Origin of the sequence: Streptomyces sp. NPDC015131, from assembly GCF_043079975.1 — a bacterium.
In the GTDB taxonomy this organism is placed as follows: Bacteria; Actinomycetota; Actinomycetes; order Streptomycetales; family Streptomycetaceae; genus Streptomyces.
The window spans coordinates 1,193,156-1,220,099 of record NZ_JBIBVB010000002.1 but is presented as its reverse complement, the minus strand read 5'-3'; the positions used below and the strand labels follow the sequence as shown (position 1 = coordinate 1,220,099).

Below are 26,944 nucleotides of genomic sequence, written 5' to 3'. Positions count from 1 at the left end.
GTGCGTTGGTCACGTACGATGGCACCTGCTCCTCACCGCAGGGGCGCGCCCTCTCGGGGGCTTTGAAAAATCAACATGGGGATGATCGGTTTCGACAGCGGATGTCGAAGCAGGGGAAGCGTGTCGAGGAAGCGGCAATGATCTCGTAAACCATATGTCGCAACCAATAATCGCCAACACCAAGCGCGATTCCTTCGCCCTCGCTGCCTAAGTAGCGACTTGCGAAGTGTCAGCCCGGGGCTGTTCCCGACCCGGATCCTGGCATCATTGAGGGAACTAAACCTCTAGACCCGGTCACGGGGTGCAGAGGGAAATCAAACAGTGACTGAGCCCGTCGGAGACTTGTCCGCGTGATCTCCGGGGCCGAGAAAATCGCAGCGGACTGCACACGGAGAAGCCCTGATTCTGCACCGTTGGACGCGGGTTCGATTCCCGCCATCTCCACGAGCGGTACCTCCGGGGGCCCCGCCCCCGGACCCGTCACCCCATGTAGCCCCTGACCTGCGGCGAAAGCCCAGGTCAGGGGTTTTTTCATCAGGCCGTGGCCCGGGAACGGCGGGCTCAGGACGACTCGGAGATCGCCTGGCAGTCCGCCAGGGTGGTCTCGTCGTGGTCCATGCACTCGTCGTACGTCATGCCGGACGTGTCAACCCCACTGTCACTGTCACTGCCGCTGTCACCGCTGCTGTCGCTCTCGTCGGCGGAGTCGTCGGAGGGACGGTTGCTGGGGTGGTTCACCCCGTACGTGTCGTCCCACGCCTTCTTCGGCATGTCGTAGAGCTTGTGGCAGTCCAGGCCGTCGGTGTCCTCGCCCCACGTCTTGGGGTCGGTGTGGGCGCTCGCGCAGGTGAGGAGCCGGCGCTGCTCCTCGTACTCGCCGACGGTGTCCGGGTGCTGGGCCCATATCAGGACCGTGAAGACGGCCGTGACGACGAGCGAGGCGAGCGCGAGTGCGGCGGCGGCCGTCCTGAGGGCGGGGTGCAGGCGCCGGGCCTTCCGGCCGGTGGCGTCCGGCGGGACGGGCGGCGGCATGGCCGGGGCGGGCGGAGGGGCGGGTGCGGTGCTGTCGGACACGGTTCTCCTCTTCGGCCGGGCGTCGGGGCAGGTGATCGCCCGGCCGGAATCATCCCGCGTCCCAGGTGCGGTGCGCGGCCGTTCGGGGGAATTGCCCCGCAGCGAGCGGGCCCGCGACCGTCAGGAGCAGGGCCACCAGGAGGGCGACCGCCGCCGCACCGGCCGGGACGGCGTACCCGGCGGCGGAGGCGAGGTGCTCGGCCGTCCACCCGCCCGTGGCCGAGCCCGCCGCGATGCCCCCGAGCAGGGCGGTCACGGCCAGCGTCATGCCCTCGTTCAGCCGGTCCGGCGGCGTCAGGCGCTGGACCAGCGTCATCCCGGTGACCATCGTCGGCGCGGTCGCCATCCCCGCCAGGAGCAGGCCGCCGCCCAGCATGAGGAGCGAACCGGTGGAGACCGCCGCGAGCAGCGGCAGCGTCATCAGGGCCGTCATCGCGGCGAGGCAGACCGCCAGTCGGCGCCCCGCGCCCCCGCCGGGCGCCCGCACCGACCCGTACACCAGCCCCGCCGCGCACGACCCCGCCGCCTGGAGGGCCAGCAGCAGCCCGGCCGCCGGGCCGTCCACGTACGCCAGCGTCACCACCTCCAGCGACCCGAATACCGCGCCCGTCGCCAGGAACACGGCCAGCAGGGCGGGCATGCCGGGGGTGCGCAGCGGGGAGCGCGTCCGCCCGTCGCGGGGGGCGACGGGCGGTTCCGTGCCGCGCTGCGCCGCGAAGACCAGCACCCCGGTGAGCAGCAGCACGGCGCCCGTGAGGGTGCCCGCCTCCGGGAACACCGCGGCGCACAGGAAGGCGGCCAGCACCGGCCCGAGCATGAAGCACAGCTCGTCGGCGGCCTGTTCGAAGGCGTTCGCGGTGTGGAGGGCGGCCGGGTCGCCCCGGTGCAGGTGCGCCCAGCGGGCCCGGGACATGCCGCCCGTGTTGGGGGTGGTGGCGGTCAGGGCGTACGCGGCGAACAGGGTCCACGCGGGCGTGCGGGCGTGCACGCACAGCAGCAGGGCGAGCGAGCCGAGCACGGCCACGGCGGTGGCGGGGACCGCGATCCGCGCCTGCCCGTACCGGTCGACCAGCCGTGCCGTGAACGGCGCGACCACCGCGGTGGCGGCGAGCCCGGTGGCGGTGACCGCGCCCGCCAGGGCGTAGGAACCGTACGCCCCGGCGATCATGATGACCGCGCTCACGCTGAACATCCCCATGGGGAGCCGGGCGAGGAGGTTCCCCGCGGTGAACGCCCGGGCGCCGGGCGGTGCGAACAGGCGGCGGTACGCCGCCGCGGTCCCGCCCCGCCGGCCCCCGTGCGCGGCCGTCCGTCCGGATCCGGACGGACCTGGCCCCGGCGGTGCGGCGGGGCTTCGGGGCGGCTCCGGTCGTGCGGCCGGGGCCCGGGGCGGCTCCGGCGGGCTCTCCCGCGGCTCCCGGTAGGCCGGGGCGAGGACGGGGGACTCGGCGGTCAGGGCGAGCGTCGGGGAGGTGGTCGTCTGCGGCATGCGTCCACCCTCGGGCCGTCCGCCGCCCCCGGTCCAACACCTGTACGAGCCCCATTCACGCGCTCACGTTGTAAGTTCGGCGGGTGCCCGCCGACCGAACGCCCTCCGCCCGTGCGCCCCACGACGCCGAACCCCGCCTGCTGCGCGCCTTCGTAGCCGTCGCCGAGGAGCTGCACTTCACCCGCGCCGCCGCCCGGCTGTACGTCGCCCAGCAGGCGCTCAGCCGCGACATCCGGCGGCTGGAGCGGGAGTTGGGCGCCGAGCTGTTCGCCCGGACCACCCGCCAGGTGGCGCTCACGGTGGACGGGGAGCGGCTGCTGCCGTACGCGTACGGGGTGCTGGCGGCGTACGACGAGCTGGGCGCCGCGTTCGCGGACGGGGCGCGGCCCCTGCTGGTGGACGTCAACACCGACGGGATGATCAGCGGCCGGGTGCTGGCGCTGGCCCGCGAACGGGTCCCGGAGTGCGAGCTGATGGCCCGCTACGAGCGGGGGCTGACGGGGGCCGCCGCCGGGATCCTCGCGGGGCGGCTCGATGTGTCGTTCGGGCGGTTCGCGGGGCTGGCGCCCGCCGTGCGCGCCCGGCTCTCCGCGCAGCCCGTGCGGTACGAGCCGATGGCGGTGATCCTCCCGGAGGACCACCCGCTGGCCGGCCGTGCCGAGGTGGAGCTGGACGCGCTCGCGGGGGAGACCGTCTACGCGGGCGCCGGCAACCCCGCCACCCGCGAGTGGACCGACCTGGCGGAGCGGCTCTTCGCGGGGCGCGGCATCCGGGTCGCCCCGCCGGCGCCGGTGGCGATCGGGGCCGAGGAGTTCCGGCGGGTCATGGGCCGGTCGCGCACACCGGTGCTGGCCGTGGTGGACTTCCCGGCCACACCGGGGACCGTGCTCCGGCCGCTGGTGGACCCGGTGCCGCTGTCGCCCGTGTCGCTGGTGTGGCGCACGGGGCTGGTCCACCCCGGCCTGGACGCGCTGCGCGCGGCGGCCGCCGGGCTGGCCGGCGCGGAAGGGTGGCTGAAGATGCCCTCAGGGGCATGGCTCCCTGAGGGTGATTTGACGCACATGTGCCCGAATGAATGAACCTTCAGCCCTCTTGTCACACGGGTGCGCTACATTCGTTGTCCGGGTGCAGTGAAGGTGGGGGCGCTCCGGCAGGGTGGGGGCCCGGTCCGGCGCGAGTACCCAGCAGGTCCGTGTGCGCACCCTCGGTCCATTCAGTGGGGGATGTGCGTACAAAGTGGACAATTGGCGAGCAAATGCCTGGAACGGGCATCAGAACGAGCCACTCGACAGCACCGTCCAGGTCGACAGCCTGAACGCCTTCGACGCGTTCGGCCACCGGGACGACGCCGCCGGGTACGGCCACGGGACGACCGCCCCCGGCCCCTACGCCGACACCTCCGGGTACACCCACGAGGGCCAGGCGTACGCGGGCGAGACCCAGCTCCTGCCCGCCGACGGCCAGGCGTACGCCCCCGCCGGCACCCACGCCGCGCAGGACCACCCGGCGGCACAGGACTACGCCGCGCAGGACTACCAGGGCTACGCCACCCAGGACTACCAGGGCTACGCCCACCCCGGCCAGGACCACCCGTCCCCGGAGTACGCGTCCCAGGACCACCCCGCGCAGGAGTACGCCCAGGACCACACCGGCCAGGACTACGCCTCCGGGCACCCCTACGGCGCCGCGGACGCGGACCCCGCCGCCCTCACCACCGTCGTCCCGGCCGTCGACGGCGCCGAGCAGGGCACGACCGTGCTCCCGCCCGTCCCCGCACAGGCCGCCGCCGCGGCCCCGGCCGCCCACGAGCCCGCCGACGGGCCGGTGTTCGTCGACGAGAGCGGCCGCCGCAGCAAGAAGTTCCGCCGCCTGGGCTGGGTGCTCGCCTCCGCCTGCGCGGTGTACGCCATCACGCTCGTCGTCTCGGTGATCGGCGGCAACTCCGCCGCACCCTGGCTCCTCATACCGGGGCCGGCCGACGAGAAGAAGACCGAGACCACCAAGGTCGAGCCCGCGCCCAGCACCACCGAGGCGCCGAAGGGCGACACCCCCGGGACCGTTCCCGGGGTCCCCGCGCCCACCGACTCCACCGGCGCGGTGATCCCGCGGCCCGACGGGAGCGGCACGCGCGACGAGCCCGCCGACCCCCGCCCCGGCACGTCCTCCGCGCCGGGCACCACCCCGAGCAAGGGCAGCACCGGCGGCACCGACGCCGGCGAGCCGCCCGCCACCCGGCCGACCCCGCAACGGCCCACCGACGGCGGCGACACCCCGCAGCCGCCGCCGGTCGTCCCGCCCGTGACGCCCGACCCGGACCCCACGGACCCCGAGACGACCCCGACGGAAGAAGAACCCACCGACCCGCCGGTCGGAGACAGCGGCGGCCAGCAGATGGCCGCGGAAGGCGCACAGTAAATGACTTCCCCCGGCAGGCGGCGCGCCCAGAAGCAGAGGCGCAGCCGCAGACGCAGGCTGCCCATGCGCTATCTGCTGCCGTCCCTCTTCCTGGTCGCGCTCCTCGCCATGCTGATGCTGCGCGGCTACGTCCACAGTGAGATCCTCGCCGACCACCGCGTACGCCCCCCGGTCGCCTACGACCAGGTGCCCGAGCACATCCTCAAGGGCGGACCGGTCATCGACGCACGCGACAAGAACGCCCCCAAGGCGCTGAGCGTGCCCGACAAGAAGCTCGTCCTGACCTTCGACGACGGCCCGGACCCGGTCTGGACCCCGCGCGTCCTGGACAAGCTCAAGCAGTACGACGCCCACGGCGTGTTCTTCGTCACCGGCACCATGGCCTCGCGCCACCCCGACCTGGTCGAGCGGATGGTGCGGGAGGGCCACGAGGTCGGCCTGCACACCTTCAACCACCCCGACCTGTCCTTCCAGACGAAGAACCGCATCGACTGGGAGCTGTCGCAGAACCAGCTCGCCATCGCCGGCGCGGCCGGCGTGCGCACCTCGCTCTTCCGCCCGCCGTACTCCTCCTTCTCCAGCGCCCTGGACAACGAGGCGTGGCCGGTCACGCAGTACATCGGTGAGCGCGGCTACATCACCGCCTTCAACAACACCGACTCCGAGGACTGGAAGCGCCCCGGCGCCGACGCGATCATCAAGCGCTCCACGCCCAAGGGCACCCAGGGCGCGATCGTGCTGATGCACGACTCCGGTGGCGACCGCTCGCAGACCGTCGAGGCGCTCGACCGCTTCCTGCCGCAGATGCAGAAGCGCGGGTACGAGTTCACCGTGCTCACCGAGGCGCTCGGCGCGCCCAGCGCCCACACCCCGGTCACCGGCCTGGAGCTGTGGAAGGGCAAGGCGTGGGTCGGCGCCGTCGCCGTCTCGGAGAACACCACCACGGTGCTCGTCGGCGGCCTCGCCGTCATCGGTGTGCTCGTCATCGGCCGCTTCGGCCTGATGCTGCTGCTGTCCTTCGCCCACGCCCGCAAGGTCCGGCGCCGGGGCTTCCGCTGGGGCGCGCCGGTCACCGAACCGGTGACGGTGCTGGTCCCGGCGTACAACGAGAAGGAGTGCATCGAGAACACGGTGCGCTCGCTGATGGCCAGCGACCACCCCATCGAGGTCATCGTCATCGACGACGGCTCCTCCGACGGGACCGCCGACATCGTCGAGAACATGTACCTGCCCAACGTCCGGGTGGTGCGGCAGGTCAACTCCGGCAAGCCGGAGGCGCTCAACAACGGCATCCGGCACGCCCGCTACGACATCATCGTGATGATGGACGGCGACACGGTCTTCGAGCCGTCCACCGTCCGCGAGCTGGTGCAGCCGTTCGGCGACCCGCGCGTCGGCGCCGTCGCCGGCAACGCCAAGGTCGGCAACCGCGACTCGCTCATCGGGGCCTGGCAGCACATCGAGTACGTGATGGGCTTCAACCTCGACCGCCGCATGTACGACCTGCTGGGCTGCATGCCCACCATCCCCGGCGCGGTCGGCGCCTTCCGCCGCGAGGCCCTGGAGCGGGTCGGCGGCATGAGCGAGGACACCCTCGCCGAGGACACCGACATCACCATGGCCATGCACCGCGACGGCTGGCGCGTGGTCTACGCCGAGAAGGCCCGTGCCTGGACCGAGGCGCCGGAGTCCGTCCAGCAGCTGTGGTCCCAGCGCTACCGCTGGTCGTACGGCACGATGCAGGCGATCTGGAAGCACCGGCGCGCCCTCATCGAGCGCGGCCCGTCCGGCCGCTTCGGCCGGGTCGGCCTGCCCCTGGTGTCGCTGTTCATGGTGCTCTTCCCGCTGCTGGCACCGCTGATCGACGTGTTCCTGCTGTACGGCCTGATCTTCGGGCCCACCGGCCAGACCGTCGTCGCCTGGCTCGGCGTGCTCGCCATCCAGGCGGTGTGCGCGGCGTACGCCTTCCGCCTCGACCGCGAGCGGATGACCCACCTCATATCGCTGCCCCTCCAGCAGCTCCTGTACCGGCAGTTGATGTACGTGGTGCTGCTCCAGTCCTGGATCACCGCCCTCACCGGCGGCCGGCTGCGCTGGCAGAAGCTGCGCCGGACCGGTGTGGTCGAGGCGCCCGGCTCCATCCCGAGCCAGCGGCGCAGCGGTGACGATCGGAGGCCCGTCGCATGACGACCCCCACCAACCGCCCCGGCGGCGAGGGTTCCGACTGGTTCGGCTCCCGGTCCGCCCCGGGCGGCGGCCCCGCCGCGCCCGGCGCCCCGTACGGCGAGAACGCGTACGGTGACAGCGCGTACGGCGACAGCGCCTACGGCGACCGCCCGCTGCCCGTCCCGTACGGCGGAGGCGACGGCTCCGGCCCCGCCCCGGCGCCGTACGACCCGTTCGGCACCCAGGCCCCGGCCCCCGCCCCGGCGCCGTACGACCCGTTCGGGGCCCAGGCCCCGGCCGCTGCCCCCGCCCCTGTCCCCGCAACCGCCCCCGGGCCGTACGCCGACGACCCGTTCGGCGCCCCGGCCGGGGAGGTCACCGGCGCCCCGGCGGCGCACGCGGGCGGTGCGCTCGCCGACGCGGCACCGGCGCCCGCCGGGCGTACGGCCCTCGCGCCGCCACCCGGTGACACCGGCACCCTGCCGGCCGTGGAGACCACCGGCGGCGTGCCGCGGGCGCGGCACAAGGCGGCCGTCGCGGGCGGCCCCGCCCCGGCGGCGGCCCGGCCCGGCCGCGACCGGTACCTCGACCTGCTGCGGGCCATCGCGCTGCTCCGCGTGATCGTCTACCACATCTTCGGATGGGCCTGGCTGACAGTCCTGTTCCCCTCCATGGGCGTGATGTTCGCCCTCGCCGGATCGCTGATGGCGCGCTCGCTGTCGCGGCCCGCGTGGGGGGTCATCCGGGGCCGCATCCGCCGTCTGCTGCCGCCGATGTGGGCGTTCTCGCTCACCGTCGTGCCGATCATGTTCTACTTCGGCTGGAAGCCGCTGAAGGAGGAAGGGCTGTGGTGGTTCGCCAAGCTGGCGACCTACATCTTCCCGATCGGCGCCCCGCCCTACCCCTGGCACAGCGGCAGCCAGTCCGGGCTGCTGGAGGACACCTGGGCGGTGCAGGCCGCGGGGCCCCTCTGGTACATCCGCGCCTACCTCTGGTTCGTCATCGCCTCGCCGCTGCTGCTGTGGGCGTTCCGCAAGCTGCCGTGGGCCACGCTGCTCGCGCCGCTCGGGCTCACCGCGATCGTCGGCTCCGGCCTGATCAAGATCCCCGGCGAGACCGGCAACGCGATCACCGACTTCGCCGTCTACGGCTCCTGCTGGGTGCTGGGCTTCGCGCACCACGAGGGCCTGTTCCAGAAGGTCCCGCGCTACATCTCGGTCTCCGTGTCCGCGCTGATCATGTCCTTCGGGCTGTGGTGGGCGTCCGGGCACCTCGGCCCGGACGGCTGGGACCTCAACGACATCCCGCTCGCCCAGGCCACCTGGTCGTTCGGCTTCTGCGTGATCCTGCTCCAGTACTCGCCGTCCTGGAAGGAACTGCCCGGCAAGCTGGCCGCCTGGGACTCGCTGGTGACCCTCGCCAACAACCGGGCCGTCACCATCTACCTCTGGCACAACCTGCTGATCATGGCGACCATCCCGATCATCGACCTGCTGTGGAAGATCCCGGGCGTCTGGCCGACCTACGCCGGAGCCCTGGAGAGCGCCTACACGGTGCTGATGCTGATCGCGGTCTTCCCGCTGATCGGACTGATGATCATGGCCGTGGGCTGGCTGGAGGACGTCGCCGCCAAGCGCAAGCCGCGGCTCTGGCCGAACGGCACCAAGAAGAAGTCCCCCGCTCGGTAGTCCGTACACCCGCCCTAGTCCGTACACCCGCCCTCACCGAGCCTCCGGCCGTGAGGTGAGAGCAAGGTTTCAGCCCGGTCACGTCCGATGACCGGGCTGAAACGCGTCCTCCCTAGCGTCGGTCCGACAGGAAGTCCAGGACCCGACAGCAGCAGTGGAGGACGCGATGGGCGGCGGCCGGTGGATCGAGCGGTGGGAACCCGAGGACGAGACCTTCTGGCGTGAGGGCGGGCGGCGGATCGCCCGCCGCAACCTCCTCTTCTCCGTGCTCTGCGAGCACATCGGCTTCTCCGTGTGGTCCCTGTGGTCGGTGATGGTCCTCTTCATGGGCCCGGAGTACGGGATCGACGCGGCCGGGAAGTTCGCCCTCATCGGCGTCGCCACCCTCGTCGGGGCCGTCATCCGCGTCCCGTACACCTTCGCCGTCGCCCGCTACGGGGGCCGCAACTGGACGGTGTTCAGCGCCCTGCTGCTCCTGCTGCCCACGGGCGCCGCCTTCGCCGTGATGGAGCCCGGCACCTCGTACTCCACCTTCCTGCTGGTCGCCGTGCTCACCGGCGTCGGCGGCGGCAACTTCGCCTCGTCCATGACCAACATCAACGCCTTCTTCCCGCAGCGCGAGAAGGGCTGGGCGCTCGGCGTCAACGCGGGCGGCGGCAACATCGGCGTCCCCGTGGTCCAGCTGGTCGGGCTGCTCGTCATCGGCACGGCCGGCGCGGCGCACCCCCGGATCGTCCTCGGCGTGTACCTGCCGCTGATCGTGGCCGCCGCCGTGGGAGCCGCGCTGCGGATGGACAACCTGGCGCCGGTACGCAACGACGCCGGCGCCGTACGGGAGGCCGCGCGGGAGCCGCACACCTGGGTGCTGGCGCTGCTCTACATCGGCACCTTCGGCTCCTTCATCGGCTACAGCTTCGCCTTCGGCCTGGTCCTCCAGACCCAGTTCGGCCGGACCCCGCTCCAGGCCGCGGCGTTCACCTTCGCCGGGCCGCTGCTGGGCTCGCTGGTACGGCCGTTCGGCGGCGCCCTCGCCGACCGGCACGGCGGCGCCCGCATCACCGCGTGGACCTTCGTCGCCATGGCGGCGGCGACCGGGGTCGTCGTCCTCGCCTCGCTCCTCGCCTCGTTCGGCCTCTTCCTCGCCGGGTTCCTCGCCCTGTTCGTGCTCAGCGGGCTCGGCAACGGCTCGGCCTTCAAGATGGTCCCCGCCGTGTTCCAGGCCAAGGCGTACGCGGCCGGGCTCACCGGCGAGGAGGCCGAGGCGTACGGCCGGCGGCTCTCCGGCGCGGCGATCGGGCTGATCGGCGCGGTCGGGGCGGCCGGCGGACTGGCCGTCAACCTCGCCTTCCGGCAGTCCTTCCAGAACACCGGCACCGGCACCGCCGCCTTCCTTGCCTTCCTCGCCTTCTACGGCGTGTGCCTGGCCGTCACCCGGGCGGTATACCTTCGCCGCCCGGCACCGGTCACCGGCGCCGAGCCCCGGCTCAGCCACTCCGGGGTGTGACCCCGGACCGGGAACGGTGCTCGTAACCGGGGGGAAATACCGGTGAACCGAGAGCGTCACGCATCCTTGACAGGCTCTGATGCCATGCACGAGTCAGAGCACGCTGCCCACGGCCCCCTGGCCGGCTTCACCGTCGGTGTCACCGCGGCCCGCCGCGCGGACGAGCTCGGCGCCCTGCTGGAGCGGCGCGGGGCGGCCGTCCAGCACGCCCCGGCGCTGCGGATCGTGCCGCTCGCGGACGACGCCGAACTCCTCGACGCCACCGAGGCCCTCGTCGCCACGGGCCCCGACACCGTGGTCGCCACCACCGCGATCGGCTTCCGCGGCTGGCTGGAGGCCGCCGACGGCTGGGGGTACGGGGAGGAGCTCCGCGCCCGGCTGCGCGGCGCCCAGGTCCTCGCCCGGGGCCCCAAGGTCAAGGGCGCGGTCCGGGCCGCCGGGCTCACCGAGGAGTGGTCGCCCGCCTCCGACTCCATGGCCGAGGTCCTCGACCGGCTCCTCGCCCAGGACCTGACGGGGCGCCGTATCGCGCTCCAGCTGCACGGCGAACCCCTGCCCGGCTTCGTGGAGGCGCTGCGGGCGGCGGGCGCCGACGTGGTGGTCGTCCCGGTCTACCGGTGGATGCCGCCCGCCGACCTCGCGCCCCTGGACCGGCTCATCGACGCCACCGTCGCCCGCTCGCTGGACGCGGTGACCTTCACCAGCGCCCCGGCGGGCGCGTCGCTGCTGAACCGGGCGGAGGAGCGGGGCCTGCTGCCCCCGCTCCTCGACGCGCTGCGCCACGACGTGCTGGCCGCCTGCGTCGGGCCGGTCACCGCGCTGCCCCTCCAGTCCCGGGGCGTGGAGACCGTCCAGCCGGGCCGCTTCCGGCTCGGCCCGCTCGTCCAGCTGCTGTGCCAGGAGCTCCCCGGGCGCGCCCGCCCCCTGCCCCTCGCCGGGCACCGCGTGGAGATCCGGGGCCACGCCGTCCTGGTCGACGGCGCCCTGCGGCCCGTACCGCCCGCCGGGATGTCCCTGCTCGCCGCCCTGGCCCGCCGCCCCGGCTGGGTCGTCTCCCGCGCCGACCTGCTGCGCGCCCTGCCCGGCGCGGGCAGCGACGAGCACGCCGTGGAGACCGCGATGGCCCGCCTCCGCGCCGCCCTGGGCGCGCCCCGCCTGATCCAGACGGTCGTCAAGCGCGGCTACCGCCTCGCCCTGGACCCGGCCGCCGACCCGGAGGACCCCGACCCGGACGGCCCCGAGCCGGACGCCGCGTACGCGGACGCGTAGGCAGGAGCGGGAGGGCGCCGGGCGGCTGAGGCGGTCTTTTCGGCGGCGGGGCGGGCGGGCACTCTGGGCGCATGGTGGCGGGGCGCTTCCAGGCCGGGCGGCTGTGCCTGGAGCTGATGGCCGGGCCGCCGTCCGACGCCGGGCGGCTCGCGCGGTGGCTCGCCGGCGCCGGGCTCGTACCGGCGGGGACACCGCTGGACGCGGTCGACGCGCGGTGGGCGGAACGGTTCACCGAACTGGCCGGGGACATCGACCACTTGGTGCGCGGGACGCTCGCCGGGCCGGGCCGGTACAGCCCCGCCCGGCTCGACCGCCTCAACGCCCTCGCCACCGCCCCGCCGCCCGCGCCCCGCGCCGTACCCGGTGAAGGGGGCGCCCTGGTACGGGCCCTGGCCGCACCGCCCGACTGCGGCGCTCTGCTCGCGGTCGTCGCCCGCGACGCGGTGGACCTGCTGACCGACCCCGCCGCCCGCGCGATGCTCCGCCAGTGCGCGGGCGACACCTGCCGGCGTGTGTATCTCGACACATCCCGGGGGCGCCGGCGCCGCTGGTGCTCCAGCGAGACCTGCGGCAACCGGGAGCGCGTCGCACGCCACCGGGCGCGCACGCAAAGGCAGTTCTGAAACCTCCCCGGAAAAAAACTTCTCCGCGCGTTGAGTCGATCGCCGCCCGCCTCCGTAGTGATGGGGGACAACGAGTCAGATCAAGGTCTCGACCGGGAGGTTCCAGGTGCGCAAGGATGCCGCCGTGGCCGATGACCGTCGGGGGACGCATCGCGCCCGGCATCGAGCGGTGCCCGCCCGCACCCAACCGGACGTCCCGGACGAAGAGTTGATGCGGGCCCTCTACCGTGAACACGCCGGGCCCCTGCTCGCCTACGTACTGCGCCTCGTCGCCGGCGACCGCCAGCGCGCCGAGGACGTCGTACAGGAGACGCTCATCCGTGCCTGGAAGAACGCCGGTCAGCTCAATCGGGCGACCGGCTCTGTCCGACCCTGGCTGGTGACGGTCGCCCGGCGCATCGTCATCGACGGCCACCGCAGCCGGCAGGCCCGGCCGCAGGAGGTCGATCCGTCGCCGCTCGAGGTCATGCCCGCGGAGGACGAGATCGACAAGGCGTTGTGGCTGATGACGCTCTCTGATGCGCTCGACGATTTGACCCCGGCCCACCGGGAAGTCTTGGTCGAGACCTATTTCAAGGGGCGTACGGTCAACGAGGCGGCCGAAATCCTCGGCATACCCAGTGGGACCGTGCGGTCCCGGGTGTTCTACGCACTGCGTTCGATGAAGCTCGCGCTGGAGGAGAGGGGGATCTCGGCATGACGTCGCACCACGCTCCGCAGGGGAACGAGTCGGTGCACGACTCGGTCGGCGCGTATGTGCTCGGCATTCTGGACGACGCCGACGCCACCGCCTTCGAGGCGCATCTGGCGGGCTGCGACCTGTGCGCCCACCACCTGGAGGAATTCTCCGGGATGGAACCGATGCTCGCCATGCTCGCCGAGGCCCCCGGCCCGGCGGCCCGGCCCGTCGTCCTCCCGGTGCCGGAACGTCCCGGCGCCCCCGGCGCGCCACCCGCCCCGATGCTGGACCGCCTCGTCGACGAGGTGGCCGCCAAACGCGCACAGCGCCGCCGCCGCAGCCGATTCCTGGTCGCGGCGGCCGCCGCGCTGATCATCGCCGGTCCCGCGGCGGCCTTCGTCGCCACCTCGGCCGGGGACGAGACCAACCGGACCAACCAGGCGATCGACCCCCACCCGACCAGCCCCGCCGAGGACGCCTTCTTCCACCACATGGAGGAGAAGGTCCAGCACACCGACGCCTCCACCAAGGTCAGCGCGACCGTCGGCATGGAGAAGAAGGCGTGGGGCACCCACACGGTGCTGGAGCTGAAGAACGTCAAGGGCCCGCTCAAGTGCAACCTGATCGCGGTGTCCAAGACCGGCGAGGAGGAGGTCGTCACCTCCTGGGCGGTCCCGAAGTGGGGCTACGGCATCCCGGGCAGCACCCACGAGGTCGGCAAGAACCCGCTGTACGTCCACGGCGGCGCCGCCATGAACCGGAAGGACATCGACCACTTCGAGGTCCGCACCTTCGACGGCGAGCGTCTGGTGGAGGTCCCCGCGGCCACCGCCTGACACCTCCCCCTTCCGTGGCGTAGGCTCGACGGCTGCCCAGCACGTCAGAAGGGGGCCTCGGTGGCCGCGCAGGAAGCCGACCGTGGTGTCGACACGCTCCCGGACTCGAACCCGGAACCACACCCGGACCCGAACCGGGACCAGGTCCGGGAACAGGTCCGGGACTCGGTCCGGGACCGCGAGATCGGGATCGAGCAGGACCACCTGGACCAGGTGTACCGCCGCCTCGAGGAGAAGATCCACGAGGCGGAGTTCCTGATGCACGACGCCGCCCGGCGCGGCCAGGTCGGCACGCCCGGCGCGCTCGCCGAGCGGGACGCCCAGGTCTTCCGCGCCGGGATCCACCTCAACCGGCTCAACAACGAGTACGAGGACTTCCTCTTCGGCCGCATCGACCTGCTGTACGGCAAGGACGGCAAGAAGGGCCCCGACGGCGCGTACACCTCCGTCGAACCCGCCGACGACGCCGTACGCCCGGACGGCACCGCCGACATCGGCGAGACCCTCCACATCGGCCGCATCGGCGTCCTCGACTCCGACTACGCCCCGCTGGTCATCGACTGGCGCGCCCCGGCCGCCGCGCCCTTCTACCGCGCCACCCCGGTCGAGCCCGGCCGGGTGGTGCGCCGCCGGGTCATCCGCTCCCGGGGCCGCAAGGTCCTCGGCGTCGAGGACGACCTGATGCGCCCCGAGCTGACCGCCCGCATCGGCGGCGAGGACCTCGCCGTGATCGGCGACGGCGCCCTGATGGCCGCGCTCGGGCAGGCCCGCGGCCACACCATGCGCGACATCGTCTCCTCCATCCAGGCCGAGCAGGACCTCGTCATCCGCGCCCCCGCCGCCTCCGTCACGTACGTCGAGGGCGGCCCCGGCACCGGGAAGACGGCCGTCGCGCTGCACCGCGCCGCCTACCTGCTCTACCAGGACCGGCGCAGATACGCGGGCGGCATTCTCATCGTCTCGCCCACCCCGCTGCTCGTCGCCTACACCGAGGGCGTCCTGCCGTCGCTGGGCGAGGAGGGCCAGGTCGCGATCCGCGCGGTCGGCAGCCTGGTCGACGGGGCCGAGGCCACGGCGTACGACGAGCCGGCCGTCGCCCGCGTCAAGGGCTCCTCCCGGATGCTCAAGGTGCTGCGCAAGGCCGTGCGGGGCGCCCTGGAGACCGGGGACACGCCCGGCCGGCTGCGGGTGGTGGCCTTCGGGCGGCGCCTGGAGCTGGAGGGCGAGGAGCTGACCCGCATCCGCAACGCCGCCCTCGGCGGCACCGCCCCGGTGAACCTGCTCCGCCCCCGCGCCCGCCGGCTCCTGCTGGACGCGCTGTACGCCAAGTCCGGCGCCGCCTCCCGGCACCCCGGCGACCCGGAGCTGGCCGCCGAGCTGCGCTCCTCCTTCGACGAGGACGTCACCACCGAGGACAGCTTCACCGAGTTCCTGAACGCCTGGTGGCCCGAGCTGACCCCGCGCCGCGTCCTTGCCGCCATGGCCGACGAGAAGCGGCTGGGCCGCTGGTCGCGCCGGGTGCTCAACCCCGGCGAGGTGCGGCGCCTGGCCCGCTCGCTGCGCCGCGACGAGCTGTCCGTGCACGACGTGGCCCTGCTGGACGAGCTCCAGACGCTGCTGGGCGCCCCGGCGCGCCCGCGCAGGAAGCGGGAGCTCGACCCGCTGGACCAGCTCACCGGGCTGGAGGAGCTGATGCCGGTACGGGAGGAGACGCAGCGCGAGCGGGCGGAGCGGCTGGCCCAGGAGCGCACCGAGTACGCCCACGTCATCGTGGACGAGGCGCAGGACCTCACGCCCATGCAGTGGCGGATGGTCGGCCGGCGCGGGCGGCACGCCACCTGGACGGTGGTGGGCGACCCGGCCCAGTCGTCGTGGTCGGTGCCGGACGAGGCCGCCGAGGCGCGGGACGAGGCGCTGGGCACCCGGCCGCGCCGCCGCTTCGAGCTGACCGTCAACTACCGCAACCCGGCCGAGATCGCGGAACTCGCCGCCAAGGTGCTGGCCCTGGCCATGCCGGGCATGGAGGCGCCCCGGGCGGTCCGCTCCACGGGCGTGGAGCCGCGCTTCGTCGCGGTGGGGGAGGGCGACCTGTTCGAGGTCGTACGGGAGGAGGCGCGGCGGCTGCTGGACCGGGTGGACGGCACCGTGGGCGTGGTGGTCGCGATGAACCGGCGCGAGCAGGCGGCCCGCCGGCTGGCGGACCTGGGCGACCGGGTGGTGGCCCTGGGCAGCCTGGAGGCCAAGGGCCTGGAGTACGACGCGACGGTGGTGGTCTCGCCCGCCGAGATCGCCGACGAGTCCCCGGCGGGCCTGCGGGTGCTGTACGTGGCGCTCACCCGGGCGACGCAGCAGCTGACGGTGGTCTCGGGCCGCCGGGACGAGCCGGACGCGGCGGGCGTTCCCGACCTGCTGCGGGACTGAGGCGCGGGCGCGCCCGGCTGACGCCCCGTCGGCGGGCGGGCCGGTGTCCGCCCGCCCGGCGGGCCCGTGTCCGCCGCCCGGAGGGCCGGTGTCCGCCGGTGCCGTAGGCCGTCCGGCGGAGGGCGTGAGCACTCCGTCGGGACGTCTTCGCGCGCGGGGGAATCACTTACCGGGGTGGTTTGTTAGCCTGGGTGTGGCACCGGCCCGATCCAAGCCCCCGGGCCCAACCTTCGTCGCTACGAGCGACCACTTGCCGCGAGGCGAGCATGGCGGGTCGGTGCCACTCAAGCCCCCTTCAGCAGGTCCGTGTCATCCTCCGATGGCGCGGACCTGCTGTCGTTCGTCCGTTGGGTCTTCCGCCGACCCCCGCTCCCCCGTATGGTGGGCTCTCTCGTATGGTGGAAAACAGTTTCCGAAAACTGAACGACCGAAACGACCGCTATTACCTGCTACTCGCAGGTAGGTGCGACCATCGGAGGGCTCCGTCCCGGCCACCCGCCGGTACGGAGCGGCAACGAACCAGGGAAAGCAGAGGAACACGGCCATGGCAACGGCGCCCAGCGTCTCGTACTCGATGACGGTCCGGCTGGAGGTGCCCGCGAGCGGTACAGCGGTCTCCCAGCTCACCACGGCTGTGGAATCCTCCGGCGGCTCGGTCAGCGGCCTCGACGTCACCGCCTCCGGCCACGAGAAGCTCCGGATCGACGTCACCATCGCCGCCACCTCCACCGCGCACGCCGAGGAGATCGTCGGCAAGCTGCGCGGCATCGAGGGCGTCGTCCTGGGCAAGGTCTCCGACCGTACGTTCCTGATGCACCTCGGCGGCAAGATCGAGATGGCGTCCAAGCACCCCATCCGCAACCGTGACGACCTCTCCATGGTCTACACGCCCGGCGTGGCCCGCGTCTGCATGGCGATCGCCGAGAACCCCGAGGACGCCCGCCGCCTCACCATCAAGCGCAACTCCGTCGCAGTCGTGACGGACGGCTCCGCCGTGCTGGGCCTGGGCAACATCGGCCCCAAGGCCGCCCTGCCCGTCATGGAGGGCAAGGCCGCCCTCTTCAAGCGCTTCGCCGGCATCGACGCCTGGCCCATCTGCCTGGACACCCAGGACACCGACGCCATCGTGGAGATCGTCAAGGCGATCGCCCCCGGCTTCGCCGGCATCAACCTGGAGGACATCTCCGCGCCCCGCTGCTTCGAGATCGAGGCACGGCTGCGCGAGGCCCTCGACATCCCGGTCTTCCACGACGACCAGCACGGCACCGCCATCGTCGTCCTCGCCGCCCTGACCAACGCGCTGCGCGTGGTGAACAAGGCCATCGGGGACGTCCGCGTGGTGATGTCGGGCGCCGGCGCGGCCGGCACGGCCATCCTCAAGCTGCTCATCGCGGCGGGCGTCAAGCACGCGGTCGTGGCCGACATCCACGGCGTGGTGCACGCGGGCCGCGAGGACCTGGTCGCCGCCGACCCCGAGTCGCCGCTGCGCTGGATCGCCGACAACACCAACCCCGAGGGCGTCACCGGCACCCTCAAGGAGGCCGTGCGCGAGGCCGACGTCTTCATCGGCGTCTCCGCCCCGAACGTGCTCTCCGGCGAGGACGTCGCCGCCATGGCGGAGGGCGCCATCGTGTTCGCGCTCGCGAACCCGGACCCCGAGGTGGAGCCCGCAACCGCCCGGCAGACCGCGGCAGTTGTGGCCACCGGCCGCTCCGACTTCCCCAACCAGATCAACAACGTGCTGGTCTTCCCCGGCGTCTTCCGCGGCCTGCTCGACGCCCAGTCCCGCACCGTCAACACGGAGATGATGCTCGCGGCGGCGACCGCCCTCGCCGACGTCGTCACCGAGGACGAGCTGAACCCGAACTACATCATCCCGTCGGTCTTCAACGACAAGGTCGCGGGCGCGGTGGCGGGTGCCGTACGGGACGCCGCCAAGGCCGCCGGCGCCGGTGTGACAGCGCCCACGTCCGCCTGACCCCCGGCGCGTCGCGCCTCCCCGGGCCGTCAAGCCCCCTTTAGGGTGGCGGTTCGGCTCCGGGGAGTCCCGGCGCGGTCGACCCAACGTCACCACGGTGGGACTGTGGCGCTTTTCGTGTGACTCCGGAGGGTGCCGGATTGGCTTTCCCGCCGCTGGTGGGGGCAGGATGCGTATTCGGGCGCGAGGGTCTGACGGCAGACCCGGGTCCGGGGACTGTCCGAGGCCCCTGGCAGCATCGGCTTCGCTGTGCCCATAGTGCGGCCCAGCCGCGTGGCACGCCTCAACAGCAAGAAGAACACGGGAGTAACAACATGAACCGCAGTGAGCTGGTGGCCGCCCTGGCCGACCGTGCCGAGGTGACCCGCAAGGACGCCGACGCCGTGCTGGCCGCGCTCGCCGAGACCGTCGGCGAGGTCGTCGCCAAGGGCGACGAGAAGGTCACCATCCCCGGCTTCCTGACCTTCGAGCGCACCCACCGTGCCGCTCGCACCGCTCGTAACCCGCAGACCGGCGACCCGATCAACATCCCGGCCGGCTACAGCGTGAAGGTCTCCGCGGGCTCCAAGCTCAAGGAAGCCGCCAAGGGCAAGTAAGACCCCAGGCGTCGCGAGGGCGGTCACCCCGGTGGGGGTGGCCGCCCTTCCGCGTACGCGCACAGGCGTACGCCCCCGCCCTGCCGCGTCCACGCACCGGCCGTGTCCGCCCGGCCGTCCGGCCCGTACACGCACCGGCCGTGTCCGCCCGGCCCACCGGGCCCGTACGGGCGCGGGAGCGGCCCCGTGGCGCCCGTACGCCGTCCTCAGGGCCCCGGGGCGGCCAGGAAGGCCCCGCGGGCCGCGGGGGACGCAGAACGGCCCCCCGCCGGGGTGGCGGGGGGCCGTCGGCGGGCCCGGCGGGCCTCACGGGGCGTCAGACGATGGCGCTGCCCGGCAGTTCGACCTTCGCGCCCAGCTCCACGAGCTTCTCCATGAAGTTCTCGTAGCCGCGGTTGATCAGGTCGATGCCGTGGACCCGCGACGTGCCCTGCGCGGCCAGCGCCGCGATCAGGTACGAGAACCCGCCGCGCAGGTCCGGGATGACCAGGTCCGCGCCCTGGAGCTTCGTCGGGCCGGACACGACCGCCGAGTGCAGGAAGTTGCGCTGCCCGAACCGGCAGTCCGACCCGCCCAGGCACTCGCGGTAGAGCTGGATGTGCGCACCCATCTGGTTGAGCGCGGAGGTGAAGCCGAGCCGCGACTCGTACACCGTCTCGTGGACGATGGACAGGCCCGCGGCCTGCGTCAGCGCCACCACCAGCGGCTGCTGCCAGTCGGTCTGGAAGCCGGGGTGCACGTCCGTCTCCAGCGCGATCGCGTTGAGCGCGCCGCCCGGGTGCCAGAAGCGGATGCCCTCGTCGTCGATCTCGAAGGCGCCGCCGACCTTCCGGAAGGTGTTGAGGAACGTCATCATCGAGCGCTGCTGCGCGCCGCGCACATAGATGTTGCCCTCGGTGGCCAGGGCCGCGCTCGCCCAGGAGGCCGCCTCCAGGCGGTCCGGCAGCGCGCGGTGGGTGTAGCCGCCGAGCTTGTCGACACCGGTGATCCGGATGGTCCGGTCGGTGTCCATGGAGATGATGGCGCCCATCTTCTGCAGCACGCAGATGAGGTCCTCGATCTCCGGCTCCACCGCCGCGTTGGACAGCTCCGTGACGCCCTCCGCCAGCACGGCCGTCAGCAGCACCTGCTCGGTCGAGCCGACCGAGGGGTACGGCAGGCGGATCTTGGTGCCGCGCAGCCGCTGCGGGGCCTCCAGGTACTGGCCGTCCGCCCGCTTCTCGATCGTCGCGCCGAACTGGCGCAGCACGTCGAAGTGGAAGTCGATCGGCCGGCCGCCGATGTCGCAGCCGCCCAGGCCCGGGATGAAGGCGTGGCCGAGCCGGTGCAGCAGCGGTCCGCAGAACAGGATCGGGATGCGCGACGAGCCCGCGTGCGCGTCGATGTCGGCGACGTTGGCCGACTCGACGTGGGTGGGGTCCAGGACCAGCTCGCCCGGCTCCTCGCCGGGGCGGACGGTCACGCCGTGGAGCTGGAGCAGTCCGCGGACGACGCGGACGTCACGGATGTCGGGCACATTGCGCAGTCGGCTCGGCTCGCTGCCGAGCAGAGCGGCGACCATCGCCTTGGGCACGAGGTTCTTCGCGCCGCGGACGCGGATCTCGCCCTCCAGCGGGGTTCCGCCATGGACAAGCAGTACATCGTCTGTGCCGGTCATGAATCTCGCGTTCCGGTGGTCCCCCCGGCGGAGCTAGGGGGAGATCGGGCAGGGGGCCAGGGAAAAGGGTAAGGGGGCGGAGTGGCCTTCTTGGTAGCCCGAGGACGCCAGTCAGATGTAATGAATTCGGCACAACACCCTCCGTTCGCCGGTCCTTGCGGACGGTTACGGTCCGCTTTCGGCCAGGGCGGCGGTCCGCGTGGCCGCCCGGGCGGCCCCGGCGGTGGCGGGGACCCGCTCCCGCCTCCCGGTTGGCCGTGATGCGGCGGCCGACCCTCCGCCGGAGGCCCGGATGCGGGATCATGTCGGCATGACCGAGGTGTCCTCGCTCACAGGACGGCTGCTCGTGGCCACCCCCGCGCTGGCGGATCCGAACTTCGACCGCGCGGTCGTCCTGCTGCTCGATCACGACGACGAGGGCTCGCTCGGCGTGGTCCTCAACCGCCCGACCCCGGTGGACGTGGGCGACATCCTGGAGGGCTGGGCGCCGCTGGCCGGCGAGCCCGGCGTGGTCTTCCAGGGCGGCCCGGTCTCCCTCGACGCCGCCCTCGGGCTCGCCGTCATCCCCGGTGACGAGGGCCCCCTCGGATGGCGGCGGGTGTACGGGGCGATCGGGCTGGTCGACCTGGAGACCCCGCCGGAGCTGCTCGCCGCCGCGCTGGGCAGCCTGCGGATCTTCGCCGGGTACGCCGGGTGGGGCCCCGGCCAGCTGGAGGACGAGATGGCCGAGGGCGCCTGGTTCGTGGTCGACTCCGAGCCGGGCGACGTGTCGTCCCCGCGCCCCGAGGGGCTCTGGCGCCAGGTGCTGCGCCGCCAGCGCGGCGAGCTGGCCATGATCGCCACGTACCCGGACGATCCGTCGCTCAACTGACGCGGCCGGGCATCACGGCGACTTTCGGCCATCCGTCCGCGCCGGCCGGCGGGCGGTCCGCCGGGGGCGCGCGGGTGACCGGGTTCACAGCGACCGGCCGGGGCGCCCCGCCGGGCCGGGCGGGCCCTCGCTCCCGGGACCGGGCCGGCGTGGGTACCCTTGGAGCTCATGAGCACTCTTGAGCCCGAGCGCGGGGCAGGTACGGGGACCCTCGTAGAGCCGACGCCACAGGTGTCGCACGGCGACGGCGACCACGAGCGCTACGCCCACTACGTCCAGAAGGACAAGATCATGGCGAGCGCCCTCGACGGCACTCCCGTGGTGGCGCTGTGCGGGAAGGTCTGGGTACCGGGCCGCGACCCGAAGAAGTACCCGGTCTGCCCGATGTGCAAGGAGATCTACGAGTCCATGGGCGCCGGCGGCGACAAGGACAAGGGCGGCAAGGGCGGCAAGGACAAGAAGTAACCGGTCCGGACCGCACACCGAGGGCCCCCGGGGCGCGTACGCACGTACGCCCCGGGGGCCCTCGCCTTTTTCGCGTGGCCGTCTTTTGATCACGGAGTGGTCGAGACCTCTTGTGGGCGCCGTCGGCCGGCTCTAACCTCCTGCGTGTTGTGCAGTGCGAAACGCTCGTTGCGTATGCTGCAACGCCTTCGGAGGGGAATCCGTCATGAAGCTTCCTGCCCGGCTCGTCGCCCCCGTCGCCGCCCTGTTCGTCACCATGGCCGCCGCCTGCGCCCCCGGGACCTCCGGCGCCCGCCCCACGGAGGACGCCAGGACCGGCACCCTGCGGGTCTGGCTCTTCCAGGAGGTCGGCAACAAGCCCAAGGAGCGGGTGGTCGACACGGCCGTCGCCGCCTTCGAGAAGCGGCACCCCGGCGCCGACGTCCAGGTCGAGTACATCCCCGTCGAGACCCGCGCGCAGCGCGTCAAGGCCGCCTTCAACGACCCGTCGAGCGCGCCGGACGTCATCGAGTACGGCAACACCGACACCGCCGGGTACGTCAAGGACGGCGGACTCGCCGACGTCAGCGCCGAGTTCGCCGCCTGGGCCGACGCCAAGGACACCGACCCCACCGCCCGCGCCTCGGTCACCGTGGACGGCAAGGTGTACGGAGCGCCGCTCTTCGTCGGCGTACGGGCGCTGTACTACCGCACCGACGTCTTCCGCGAACTCGGCCTGGCACCGCCCAGGACACTCGCCGAACTGGCCGCCACCGCCCGGAAGATCCGCGCGGCCAGGCCCGCGATGTACGGCATCGCCGTCGGCGGCGCCTACACGTACGGGGCCCTGCCCTTCCTCTGGGCGCACGGCGGCGGGCTCGCCACCCGCACCGGCGGCACGTACACCGCCGCCGTCGACAGCGCCGCCGCGCGCCGGGGCATCGCCGCGTACACTTCCCTCTTCGGCGACCACAACTGCCCCGCCGCCACGTGCGCCTCCATGGGCGGCAACGCGACCGTCACTGCCTTCGCCTCCGGGCGGGCGGCCATGGCGATCGGCGGCGACTTCAGCCGCGCGGCCGTGGAGGCCGGCAAGGTCAAGGGCGCGTACGCCGTCGTCCCGCTGCCCGGCGTGACACCCGGGTCGATCGCCCCCGCCTTCGCCGGCGGCAACAACGTGGGCGTGCTCAAGAGCAGTTCGCACCGCACCCTGGCGGTGGACCTGATGAAGTCGCTGGCGGGCAAGGACACCCAGCGGGCCCTGTTCGACGCGATGGGCTTCCTGCCGACGTACACGGACGTACGCGCCGAGGCGGCGCGCAAGCAGCCGTTCGTGAAGCCGTTCACCGACACGCTCGCCGCCGGCACCCAGTTCGTCCCCGCCTCCCCGGCGTGGGGGCAGATCGACGCCTCGCTGATCCTGCCGACGATGTTCCAGGAGATCGTGAGCGGCCGCAAAGACGTGGCGGCGGCGAGCGCCGGCGCGGCGGACCGGATGGACGCGGCGTTCGCCGGCGCGGCGGGCTGACCATGGCCCGCGACACCAGCCCCCCGGCCCCCGCGCACCCCGCCCCCGGAACGCCCCCCGGAACGCCCCCAGGGGCGCCCGCCGCCCCGGTCGCCAAGGCCGGTGCCGTACCGTCCCCGCGAACCGGCCGCCGCACCGGACCGCGCCCCGGCCGCCGCACCCGCCCCGCGGGCACCCCCGGGCGGCACGGGCGCTGGACCCCGTGGCTCTACCTGGCCCCCGCCCTCGCCGTGCTCGGCGCCCTCCTGGTCTACCCCATCTACCAACTCGGCCTGATCTCCCTGCTGGAGTACACCCAGGCCCAGGTCAGCGGCGGTGAGCCGACCAGCTTCCAGGGCCTCGGCAACTACGCCGCCCTCGTCCGCGACCCCCAGTTCCGGCAGGTCCTCCTCGCCACCGTGCTGTTCGCCGCCGCCTGCGTCGTCACCACCCTGGCCGTGGGCTGCGCCCTCGCCGTCCTCCTCACCCGGGTCCGCGCCCTGCCGCGCCTCGCGCTGATGCTGGCCGCGCTCGGCGCCTGGGCGACACCGGCCGTCACCGGGTCCACCGTCTGGGTGTTCCTCTTCGACCCCGACCACGGGCCCGTCAACCGGCTGCTCGGGCTGGGCGACTTCTCCTGGACGTACGGCCGTTACAGCGCCTTCGCCCTGGTGCTGTTCGAAGTCGTCTGGTGCTCGTTCCCGTTCGTGATGGTCACCGTCTACGCGGGCATCCGCGCCGTCCCCACCGAGGTGCTGGAGGCCGCCGCCCTCGACGGCGCTTCCCAGTGGCGCACCTGGCGCTCCGTCACCGCGCCGCTGCTGCGGCCGATCCTGGTCGTCGTCACCATCCAGTCGGTGATCTGGGACTTCAAGGTCTTCACCCAGATCTATGTGATGACCAACGGCGGAGGCATCGCCGGACAGAACCTGGTCCTCAACGTCTACGCGTACCAGAAGGCGTTCGCGTCCTCCCAGTACAGCCTGGGCGCGGCGATCGGCGTCGTGATGCTGCTGATCCTGCTCGCGGTGACGCTGGTCCACCTCCGCCTGATGCGACGCCAGGGAGAAGAACTGTGATCCGCGTCCCGCGCGTACGGCGCCCCTGGCGGCTGGCCGCCGAGGCCACCGCCCTGCTCACCGCGGCCGTGGTCGCCTTCCCGCTGTACTGGATGGTGCTCTCCGCGCTGAAGCCGGCCGGCGAGATCCAGTCCACCGAACCCCGCCCGTGGACCCTGGCCCCGACCCTCGACTCCTTCCGCCGCGTCTTCGACCAGCAGGACTTCGGCCGCTACTTCCTCAACAGCCTGCTCGTCGCCACCACCGTCGTCGTCGCCTCCGCCCTGATCGCCTTCCTCGCGGCCACCGCCGTCACCCGGTTCCGCTTCCGGTTCCGCACGACCCTGCTGGTGATGTTCCTGGTGGCGCAGATGGTGCCGATCGAGGCGCTGACCATCCCGCTGTTCTTCCTCATGCGGGACCTCGGCCAGCTCAACACCCTGGGCGCGCTGATCCTGCCGCACATCGCCTTCTCCCTCCCCTTCGCCGTCTGGATGCTGCGCGGCTTCGTCCGGGCCGTCCCCGAGGCGCTGGAGGAGGCCGCGTACCTCGACGGCGCGAGCCGCTCCCGGTTCCTGTGGCAGATCCTCTTCCCGCTGGTCTTCCCGGGGCTGGTGGCGACCAGCGTCTTCTCCTTCATCTCCACCTGGAACGACTTCCTGTTCGCCAAGTCGTTCCTCATCAGCGACACCTCCCAGTCGACCCTGCCCATGGCCCTGCTCGTCTTCTTCAAACCGGACGAGAACGACTGGGGCGGCATCATGGCCGCGTCCACCGTCATGACCATCCCGGTGCTGGTCTTCTTCGTACTCGTACAGCGCCGCCTGGTGTCCGGGCTCGGCGGCGCGGTGAAGGACTGACGACCGATGGATCCCCTGGACCTGATCCCCGCCCCGTCCGCCGCCCGGTGGGTGCGGCCCGCCGGGTACGCCGTCCTCGACGCGGACACCCAACTGGAGGCCCGCCCGGGCACGGAGGGCGTCGCCCGCTGGTTCCGCGCCACGATCGGGGCCGCCACCGGCCTGCCCTTCCCGGACGGGAACGACACCGGCGGCCGGATCGTGCTGGGCATCGACCCCGCGCTGCCGCCCGAGGGCCACCGCATCGTCGTCGACGGGCACGCGCAGCGCATCGAGGGCGGCAGCGCCGCCGGAGTGTTCCGGGCCGTCCAGACGTACCGTCAGCTCCTCGGGCCCGACGCGTACCGCAGGGCACCCGTCGGGCCGCCCGGCCGGGAGTGGCGCGTCCCCGCCGTCGCCGTCGAGGACGCCCCGCGCTTCCCCTGGCGCGGCGTCATGCTGGACGTCGCCCGGCACTTCCTCCCCAAGGACGACGTCCTCCGCTTCGTCGACCTCGTCGCCGCCCACAAACTCAACGTCCTGCACCTGCACCTGACCGACGACCAGGGCTGGCGCGTGGAGATCCGGCGCCACCCCCGGCTCACCGAGGTCGGCGCCTGGCGGGCGCGCACCAAGCGGGGGCACCGGGCCTCGGACCTCTGGGACGACACCCCGCACGGCGGCCACTACACCCAGGACGACATCCGCGAGATCGTCTCCTACGCCGCCGAGCGGCACATCCGCGTCGTCCCCGAGATCGACGTCCCCGGCCACTCGCAGGCCGCGATCGCCGCGTACCCCGGACTCGGCAACACCGACGTCGTCGACACGGCGTCACTGACCGTCTGGGACACCTGGGGCGTCAACCCGAACGTCCTCGCCCCCACCGACGCCACCCTGCGCTTCTACGAGGGCGTCCTGGAGGAGATCCTCGACCTCTTCCCGGCGGAGACCTCGCCCTTCGTCCACATCGGCGGCGACGAGTGCCCCAAGGACCAGTGGAGGGCGTCCCCGGCCGCGCAGGCCCGCATCCGGGAGCTGGGGCTGGCCGGCGAGGACGAGCTCCAGTCGTGGTTCGTCCGGCACTTCGACCGCTGGCTGGCCGAGCGGGGCCGCCGCCTCATCGGCTGGGACGAGATCCTGGAGGGCGGCACGACGGACGCGGGCCTGACACCCGGCGCGGCCGTCTCCTCCTGGCGCGGGTACGCCGGCGGGATCGCCGCCGCCGAGGCCGGCCACGACGTCGTCATGTGCCCCGAACAGCACGTGTACCTGGACCACCGGCAGGCCGCCGGCCCCGACGAGCCGGTGCCCATCGGGTACGTCCGCACCCTGGAGGACGTCTACCGCTTCGAGCCCGTCCCGCCGGGGCTGTCCCCGGAGGCCGCCGCGCACGTCATCGGCGCCCAGGCGAACCTGTGGACCGAGGTCATGGACTCCCGCGCCCGCGTCGACTACCAGGCGTTCCCGCGCCTCGCCGCCTTCGCCGAAGTCGCCTGGTCCGCCCGGCTGCCCACCGACCCGGCCGCCCGCGACTTCGCGGACTTCGAGCGCCGGATGGCCACCCACTACCGGCGCCTGGACGCCCTCGGCGTCGCCTACCGCCCGCCGGGCGGCCCCCTGCCGTGGCAGCGCCGCCCCGGGATCGCCGGCCGCCCGCTCGACGGTCCGCCCCCGAACGTGTGACCCCGGCGGAGGGGCGTGCGCCCCGGCGCCCCCGCCGACGCGCGGCCCGCCCGGAATAAGTCGTACAAGGTCGCCGAGAAGTGGCAATCCCCCCGTCCCGCCAGGGGCCTGGCAAACCGGTTCATCTCGCAGGTCACGGGATGT

At 73.1% G+C, this 26,944-nt stretch carries 21 protein-coding genes and 1 other RNA gene; 19 read left to right on the top strand and 3 right to left on the bottom strand.

Annotation, left to right across the window (positions count from 1 at the left end; translation table 11 throughout):
* The first annotated feature begins 77 nt into the window (after positions 1-77).
* Positions 78-447: a transfer-messenger RNA gene (gene ssrA, locus ACF08D_RS11155) on the top strand.
* Between the two features lie 114 nt (positions 448-561).
* Here the strand turns inward: ssrA and ACF08D_RS11150 are convergent.
* Both ACF08D_RS11150 and ACF08D_RS11145 read right to left on the bottom strand, forming a co-directional pair.
* Positions 562-1,074, bottom strand: a complete 513-nt coding sequence (locus ACF08D_RS11150) for a hypothetical protein (RefSeq protein WP_392222266.1) — start codon at positions 1,072-1,074, stop codon at positions 562-564.
* Positions 1,075-1,123: 49 nt separating this feature from the next.
* Positions 1,124-2,563 (bottom strand): MFS transporter, encoded by a 1,440-nt coding sequence (locus tag ACF08D_RS11145; RefSeq protein WP_392222265.1) that lies wholly within the window; start codon positions 2,561-2,563, stop codon positions 1,124-1,126.
* 83 nt (positions 2,564-2,646) lie between these two features.
* Here ACF08D_RS11145 and ACF08D_RS11140 point away from each other — a divergent pair, with 83 nt between their 5' ends.
* The 12 genes from ACF08D_RS11140 to ACF08D_RS11085 all read left to right on the top strand — a co-directional run bounded on the left by ACF08D_RS11140 (position 2,647) and on the right by ACF08D_RS11085 (position 18,738).
* On the top strand, positions 2,647-3,642 hold the full coding sequence (locus tag ACF08D_RS11140) for a LysR family transcriptional regulator (RefSeq protein ID WP_392222264.1): 996 nt from the start codon (positions 2,647-2,649) through the stop codon (positions 3,640-3,642).
* A gap of 157 nt (positions 3,643-3,799) precedes the next feature.
* Positions 3,800-4,978, top strand: coding sequence for a hypothetical protein (locus ACF08D_RS11135; protein ID WP_392222263.1), 1,179 nt, complete (start codon positions 3,800-3,802; stop codon positions 4,976-4,978).
* Entirely contained in the window at positions 4,979-7,165 is a 2,187-nt protein-coding gene (locus ACF08D_RS11130) for a glycosyltransferase (RefSeq protein ID WP_392222262.1), read from the top strand.
* Positions 7,166-7,650: 485 nt separating this feature from the next.
* On the top strand, positions 7,651-8,832 hold the full coding sequence (locus tag ACF08D_RS11125) for an acyltransferase (RefSeq protein WP_392222368.1): 1,182 nt from the start codon (positions 7,651-7,653) through the stop codon (positions 8,830-8,832).
* Between the two features lie 166 nt (positions 8,833-8,998).
* The gene (locus ACF08D_RS11120; RefSeq protein ID WP_392222261.1) at positions 8,999-10,336 is read left to right on the top strand and encodes an MFS transporter; all 1,338 of its coding nucleotides are present in this window, start codon (positions 8,999-9,001) and stop codon (positions 10,334-10,336) included.
* 84 nt (positions 10,337-10,420) lie between these two features.
* Positions 10,421-11,605: a uroporphyrinogen-III synthase gene (locus ACF08D_RS11115; RefSeq protein WP_392222260.1), complete on the top strand. Its 1,185-nt coding sequence runs from the start codon at positions 10,421-10,423 to the stop codon at positions 11,603-11,605.
* A 71-nt stretch (positions 11,606-11,676) separates the two neighbouring features.
* The gene (locus ACF08D_RS11110; RefSeq protein ID WP_392222259.1) at positions 11,677-12,228 is read left to right on the top strand and encodes a CGNR zinc finger domain-containing protein; all 552 of its coding nucleotides are present in this window, start codon (positions 11,677-11,679) and stop codon (positions 12,226-12,228) included.
* A gap of 106 nt (positions 12,229-12,334) precedes the next feature.
* Positions 12,335-12,928: a sigma-70 family RNA polymerase sigma factor gene (locus tag ACF08D_RS11105; protein ID WP_064072166.1), complete on the top strand. Its 594-nt coding sequence runs from the start codon at positions 12,335-12,337 to the stop codon at positions 12,926-12,928.
* Positions 12,925-13,743, top strand: coding sequence for an anti-sigma factor family protein (locus ACF08D_RS11100; RefSeq protein ID WP_392222258.1), 819 nt, complete (start codon positions 12,925-12,927; stop codon positions 13,741-13,743). Before ACF08D_RS11105 ends, ACF08D_RS11100 begins: the two co-directional genes overlap by 4 nt.
* Before the next feature lie 183 nt (positions 13,744-13,926).
* Positions 13,927-16,164, top strand: a complete 2,238-nt coding sequence (locus ACF08D_RS11095) for a HelD family protein (RefSeq protein ID WP_392222367.1) — start codon at positions 13,927-13,929, stop codon at positions 16,162-16,164.
* A 544-nt stretch (positions 16,165-16,708) separates the two neighbouring features.
* Positions 16,709-18,142 carry an NAD-dependent malic enzyme gene (locus tag ACF08D_RS11090; RefSeq protein WP_392222257.1) on the top strand — a complete coding sequence of 478 codons (1,434 nt, stop codon included), beginning with the start codon at positions 16,709-16,711 and terminating at the stop codon, positions 18,140-18,142.
* A gap of 314 nt (positions 18,143-18,456) precedes the next feature.
* Positions 18,457-18,738, top strand: coding sequence for an HU family DNA-binding protein (locus ACF08D_RS11085; protein WP_017237029.1), 282 nt, complete (start codon positions 18,457-18,459; stop codon positions 18,736-18,738).
* A gap of 316 nt (positions 18,739-19,054) precedes the next feature.
* Here the strand turns inward: ACF08D_RS11085 and murA are convergent, their stop codons facing one another.
* Positions 19,055-20,395 (bottom strand): UDP-N-acetylglucosamine 1-carboxyvinyltransferase, encoded by a 1,341-nt coding sequence (murA, locus tag ACF08D_RS11080; RefSeq protein ID WP_126886772.1) that lies wholly within the window; start codon positions 20,393-20,395, stop codon positions 19,055-19,057.
* Between the two features lie 310 nt (positions 20,396-20,705).
* Here murA and ACF08D_RS11075 point away from each other — a divergent pair, with 310 nt between their 5' ends.
* The 6 genes from ACF08D_RS11075 (at position 20,706) to ACF08D_RS11050 (ending at position 26,800) form a co-directional block, all read left to right on the top strand.
* A complete protein-coding gene (locus tag ACF08D_RS11075) occupies positions 20,706-21,266 on the top strand; it encodes a YqgE/AlgH family protein (protein ID WP_392222256.1) in 561 nt (186 codons plus the stop codon).
* Positions 21,267-21,434: 168 nt separating this feature from the next.
* Complete coding sequence (locus ACF08D_RS11070; RefSeq protein ID WP_392222255.1) at positions 21,435-21,731, top strand: DUF3039 domain-containing protein; 297 nt, start codon at positions 21,435-21,437, stop codon at positions 21,729-21,731.
* Positions 21,732-21,936: 205 nt separating this feature from the next.
* Positions 21,937-23,238 (top strand): extracellular solute-binding protein, encoded by a 1,302-nt coding sequence (locus tag ACF08D_RS11065; protein ID WP_392222254.1) that lies wholly within the window; start codon positions 21,937-21,939, stop codon positions 23,236-23,238.
* A 2-nt stretch (positions 23,239-23,240) separates the two neighbouring features.
* Positions 23,241-24,296 (top strand): carbohydrate ABC transporter permease, encoded by a 1,056-nt coding sequence (locus ACF08D_RS11060; RefSeq protein WP_392222253.1) that lies wholly within the window; start codon positions 23,241-23,243, stop codon positions 24,294-24,296.
* The gene (locus ACF08D_RS11055; RefSeq protein ID WP_392222252.1) at positions 24,293-25,135 is read left to right on the top strand and encodes a carbohydrate ABC transporter permease; all 843 of its coding nucleotides are present in this window, start codon (positions 24,293-24,295) and stop codon (positions 25,133-25,135) included. The genes ACF08D_RS11060 and ACF08D_RS11055 overlap by 4 nt, the downstream gene beginning before the upstream one ends.
* Before the next feature lie 6 nt (positions 25,136-25,141).
* Positions 25,142-26,800, top strand: coding sequence for a beta-N-acetylhexosaminidase (locus tag ACF08D_RS11050; RefSeq protein ID WP_392222251.1), 1,659 nt, complete (start codon positions 25,142-25,144; stop codon positions 26,798-26,800).
* The last annotated feature ends 144 nt before the right edge of the window (positions 26,801-26,944 follow it).